This window comes from Brasilonema bromeliae SPC951 (assembly GCF_012912135.1).
Classification (GTDB): domain Bacteria; phylum Cyanobacteriota; class Cyanobacteriia; order Cyanobacteriales; family Nostocaceae; genus Brasilonema; species Brasilonema bromeliae.
In genome coordinates this window covers 1-4,712 of the sequence record NZ_QMEB01000281.1, presented here as the reverse complement: position 1 = coordinate 4,712, position 4,712 = coordinate 1, and the positions used below count along the sequence as shown (strand labels likewise).

The 4,712-nt window shown below is 45.0% G+C and carries 3 protein-coding genes and 2 pseudogenes; 4 read left to right on the top strand and 1 reads right to left on the bottom strand.

Annotated elements, in window-relative coordinates:
• The 4 genes and pseudogenes from DP116_RS29740 to DP116_RS25350 form a co-directional block, all read left to right on the top strand.
• Positions 1-513, top strand: a pseudogene (locus DP116_RS29740) (trigger factor); the annotation flags it as partial.
• A gap of 267 nt (positions 514-780) precedes the next feature.
• A complete protein-coding gene (gene clpP, locus DP116_RS25360; protein WP_169157786.1) occupies positions 781-1,476 on the top strand; it encodes an ATP-dependent Clp endopeptidase proteolytic subunit ClpP in 696 nt (231 codons plus the stop codon).
• Positions 1,477-1,485: 9 nt separating this feature from the next.
• Positions 1,486-2,826, top strand: a complete 1,341-nt coding sequence (gene clpX, locus DP116_RS25355) for an ATP-dependent protease ATP-binding subunit ClpX (protein WP_169157785.1) — start codon at positions 1,486-1,488, stop codon at positions 2,824-2,826.
• Positions 2,827-2,902: 76 nt separating this feature from the next.
• Positions 2,903-3,805, top strand: coding sequence for an alpha/beta fold hydrolase (locus tag DP116_RS25350; protein WP_169157784.1), 903 nt, complete (start codon positions 2,903-2,905; stop codon positions 3,803-3,805).
• Positions 3,806-4,189: 384 nt separating this feature from the next.
• Here the strand turns inward: DP116_RS25350 and DP116_RS25340 are convergent.
• Positions 4,190-4,712 (bottom strand): annotated as a pseudogene (locus DP116_RS25340) (transposase); the annotation flags it as partial.

The window sequence follows — 4,712 nt, the reverse complement described above, 5'->3', positions numbered from 1 at the left end:
GACTTGCCTGAAACGATGATTCAACAGGAAGTCAATCAGATGCTGACGCAAACAGCCATGCGGCTTTCTCAGCAGGGGCTTGATGTGAGAAAGTTATTTACTCAAGATGTGATTCCTCAGTTGCGGGAACGTTCTCGCGGTGAAGCGGTTGAGCGCATTAAACGTTCTCTAGCGCTTATGGAAGTTGCTAAACGCGAGTCCATCGAAGTGAGCGCAGATCAAATCGAAGCCAGAGTCAAAGAATTGATGGAGGAGTATTCTGAAAAAGATGTTGATGAGAAAAGAATGCTTGAGGTTGTAGAAAACGAATTGTTGACTGAAAAAATCATCAATTGGCTTCTAGAACGCTCAACAATTGAGTTGGTACCTGAAGGTTCTTTGAGTACAGCAGAAACTGAGACTGAAGAAGTCACGGTAGATGAGCCAGTCGCAGCAACTGAAACTGCAGAACAACCTCTTCCAGCCAGTACTGAAACTGCGTCTGGTGACACAGAGTCAACAGAGGGACAATAGATTATAAGGGGATAAGGAGAAAGAGAGTGAGAAGTTTCCCCAACTCATTCCCTTACTCTCCCCATCTCCCTGTCCTAAGCTAGAAGTTTAAGAAACTTTAATTTCAGTAACCATGTATATCACCGTCTTGGTTTGATACTGTTTTACACGATAAGAATTTATATAAGGCATAATGGTTAACACATAGCCACATCAAAAATCAGGCTCATCAAAAAGGCAGCAGTTGCTGTCTAAATTATTGTTACACTTAGTGTCAAACGTTCTTTTATGCTTGTATCGCAGTCGGGAAACTACCAACCTAACAGTTTGAGTGACTTTAAACTCTACTCCCTAAACAGTCCTAGCAACATCGTCCCGATGGTGGTAGAACAATCAGGCGTGGGAGAACGTGCCTTCGACATCTACTCTCGCTTGCTAAGGGAACGGATTATCTTCTTAGGAACGCCCATAGACGATAACGTTGCCAACTCAATTATTGCCCAGCTGTTGTTTCTAGACGCTGAAGATTCAGAAAAGGACATTCAACTGTACATTAATTCTCCAGGTGGCTCCGTGACAGCAGGTATGGCTATCTATGATACCATTCAGCAGATTCGTCCTGATGTGGTCACGATATGTTTTGGATTAGCCGCAAGCATGGGGGCGTTCTTGTTAACAGCAGCAACGCCTGGTAAACGGATGTCTCTTCCTGATTCCCGGATTATGATTCACCAACCATTAGGCGGTGCACAAGGGCAAGCCGTTGACATCGAGATACAAGCCAGAGAAATTCTTTATCATAAGTCTAAGTTGAATCAGTTACTCGCTCAGCACACTGGTCAACCGTTAGAAAGAGTTGAAGCCGATACTGAGCGCGATTTCTTCATGTCGGCTGAAGAGGCAAAAAACTACGGGTTGATTGATCAAGTCATCTCCCGCCAAAATCTTCCCTCACCAGGGGAAAACGTCACCATTCTGAAATAAGAGGCTGGTATGTCTAAGTACGACTCCCATTTAAAATGTTCGTTTTGCGGAAAGTCTCAGGAGCAGGTACGTAAATTAATCGCCGGACCGGGAGTCTACATCTGCGATGAATGCGTTGACTTGTGTAATGAAATTCTGGATGAGGAGTTGCTCGACACAAATGGGGCTGCATCGTCGCAGCCAGCACCCAAGTCAGAACCACCACCAAAACGGCGTGCCCGCTCCTCTAATCTCTCATTGAATCAAATACCTAAGCCACGAGAGATTAAAAAGTATCTAGATGAACACGTCATCGGTCAAGACGAAGCTAAGAAAGTACTTTCCGTCGCAGTTTACAACCATTACAAGCGGCTGTCGCTGGTTCAGTCTAAAGGCAGTGGCAAAGGTTTGGATGATGCGGTGGAACTGCAAAAATCTAATATTCTGCTGATTGGTCCCACAGGCTGCGGCAAAACTTTGCTAGCACAAACTCTGGCAAAAATTCTGGATGTGCCTTTTGCCGTTGCTGATGCCACAACCCTAACAGAGGCAGGGTACGTGGGAGAAGATGTAGAAAATATCTTGCTGCGACTGTTGCAAGTTGCAGACTTGGATGTCGAAGAAGCGCAGCGCGGAATTATCTACATCGACGAAATAGATAAGATTGCTCGCAAGAGCGAGAACCCCTCAATTACCCGAGACGTCTCTGGTGAAGGCGTACAGCAAGCTTTACTGAAAATGTTAGAGGGGACAGTTGCCAATGTACCACCCCAAGGAGGACGCAAGCACCCCTATCAAGACTGCATACAGATTGATACGAGCAATATCTTGTTTGTCTGCGGCGGTGCTTTCGTCGGCTTAGAAAAAGTTGTAGAGCAGAGAACTGGCAAAAAGTCAATAGGTTTTGTACAACCAGGAGAAGGTCAGTCCAAAGACAAGCGTACAGCCGACACTCTCCGCTATTTAGAACCGGATGACCTCGTGAAGTTTGGGATGATTCCGGAATTTATTGGGCGGGTGCCAATGGTAGCGGTGGTAGAGCCGCTGGATGAAGAGGCGCTGATGGCAATTTTGACCCAACCGCGTAGTGCCTTGGTGAAGCAGTACCAAAAGCTGCTGAAGATGGATAACGTCCAGCTAGAGTTTAAACCAGAGGCTCTGCGAGCTATTGCTCAAGAAGCATACCGCCGCAAAACCGGCGCGAGAGCGCTGCGGGGCATTGTGGAAGAATTGATGCTGGATGTGATGTACGAGTTGCCTTCGCGTAAAGATCTCACTCGTTGCACAGTCACGCGGGAAATGGTAGAGAAGCGTTCTACTGCGGAACTACTGATGCACCCATCCACACTACCTAAGCCAGAATCAGCGTAATAGTCATTAGTCATTAGTCATTAGTCATTAGTAAAATACTCTTAACTCTTGACTTTTCACCTTTGACTTTTGACAAATGCCCTACATAAACGTCCGTGCTGTTGAGCATTACTACGAGTGGATAAAAAAGCCATCAGATACACAAGACAAGCCTGTGATGGTTTTTATCCACGGTTGGGCAGGCTCTTGTGGGTATTGGCAGGGTACTGCTCATGCTCTGTCAGAACAATTTGATTGTTTACTTTACGATTTGCGGGGGTTTGGGCGTTCCCGTGGGCAACCAAGCGTAGCCAAAGCGAGTGAAGCTGTCGTTGAGTCTATTGAGTTGGAGTCACCGCAGGCAGAATCTATAGCAATTCAAGAGTTAACTTATGAGTTAGAGGAATACGCTGACGACTTGGCAGCTTTGCTAGATAAGTTACAGATTCAACGCGTGTATATTGCTGCTCATTCTATGGGCGCGTCCATTGCTACTTTGTTTCTCAACCGCTACCCACAACGAGTGCAAAGAGCGATTTTGACCTGTAGTGGTATTTTTGAATACGACGAAAAAGCATTTACAACTTTTCATAAATTCGGTGGCTACGTGGTCAAATTTCGTCCAAAGTGGCTGGATAAAATACCGTTTGTTGACCGGATGTTTATGGCACGATTTCTGCATCGTTCCATACCAGCGGCAGAACGTCGGGCTTTCTTACAAGATTTTCTCAAAGCAGACTATGATGCAGCTTTAGGCACAATTTTTACATCTGTGAGTAAAGCCGCAGCTGAATTGATGCCACAGGAGTTTGCTCAACTGAGTGTGTCTACGCTACTGGTGGCGGGTGAGTATGACAAAATTATTCCAGCCCAGATGGGTCGTCAGGCAGCTGCACTCAACGATAAAGTTGAGTTTGTCATGATTCCAAATACTGCTCATTTCCCAATGTTGGAAGATCCGGCTACTTACCTCAAACGGGTGCGAGAGTTTTTGCAATAGTCAACAGTTAACTGTTGAGTGTTGACTGTGAACTGTTAAGTATTATTTAAATTACCGTGCCCGTAAGGGTCGGTGTTTAGTAGTTCACTATGATATCTCAGTCAATGTCATTTACTGGACTTTAGACTAAATGAAGTGGGGTAACTAAAGAATCAGGGCGTTTGTACTAGTATAAAAAGAAAAGGAGGCTGCATTTGAATTGTTATGTCGTAACCACTCCAGTAAGCATCAATCCTCAGCAGATTGGTTGCTGCTCCAAAAAAGTTGAAGTGCTGACTCATCAACTATCTAAGCTGACTCACTATCCCTAATTACCCGTTTACCAAGCCGAGGAAAAACGCCAACATCTAAGAGGATGTTTGAAAAGTCGAAACGAGTAAAAAATTATGCGAGTCGTCTGACCATAATACGAATCATCGCGATATAAATAAAAGTCTCAGAAGTTTCTGGTAATCTTTCATAATCCTTGCTCAAACGCCGACACCAATTGAGCCATCCAAAGGTTCTCTCAACAACCCAACGTTTTGGCAAGTGGACAAAACCCTTCTTCTCTAAGGGTCTGAGAACAATTTCAACAACCCAGCGAAACATATCCATAATGCAGCGCATAAAATCTTCCCCTCTATACCCCCCATCCATCCAAATCGTATGCAGGCGATTTACGCGTTAAGCGTAGCTCTGCCGTAGGCAATCGCCCATACCATGAACTCGTTTTAGTACTTTTTTAGCTCCAGTACGTTCTGGCAGACTTGCAGATGTGACTAAAACCCGTAAAACTAGCCCCAGCAAGTCCACGGACAAATGTCGTTGACGCCCGTGTATCTTTTTTCCAGCATCGTAGCCCACATCTTGATTAACGAAGGAAAAAGGAAAAGGGAAAAGGGAAAAAGGATGAAATTCTTTTTTT

Excerpts from the sequence above, each read along its gene's own strand:
- clpP (WP_169157786.1), top strand. The coding sequence starts at position 781 with ATGCTTGTATCGCAGTCGGGAAACTACCAACCTAACAGTTTGAGTGAC.
- clpX (WP_169157785.1), top strand. The coding sequence starts at position 1,486 with ATGTCTAAGTACGACTCCCATTTAAAATGTTCGTTTTGCGGAAAGTCT.
- DP116_RS25350 (WP_169157784.1), top strand. The coding sequence starts at position 2,903 with ATGCCCTACATAAACGTCCGTGCTGTTGAGCATTACTACGAGTGGATA.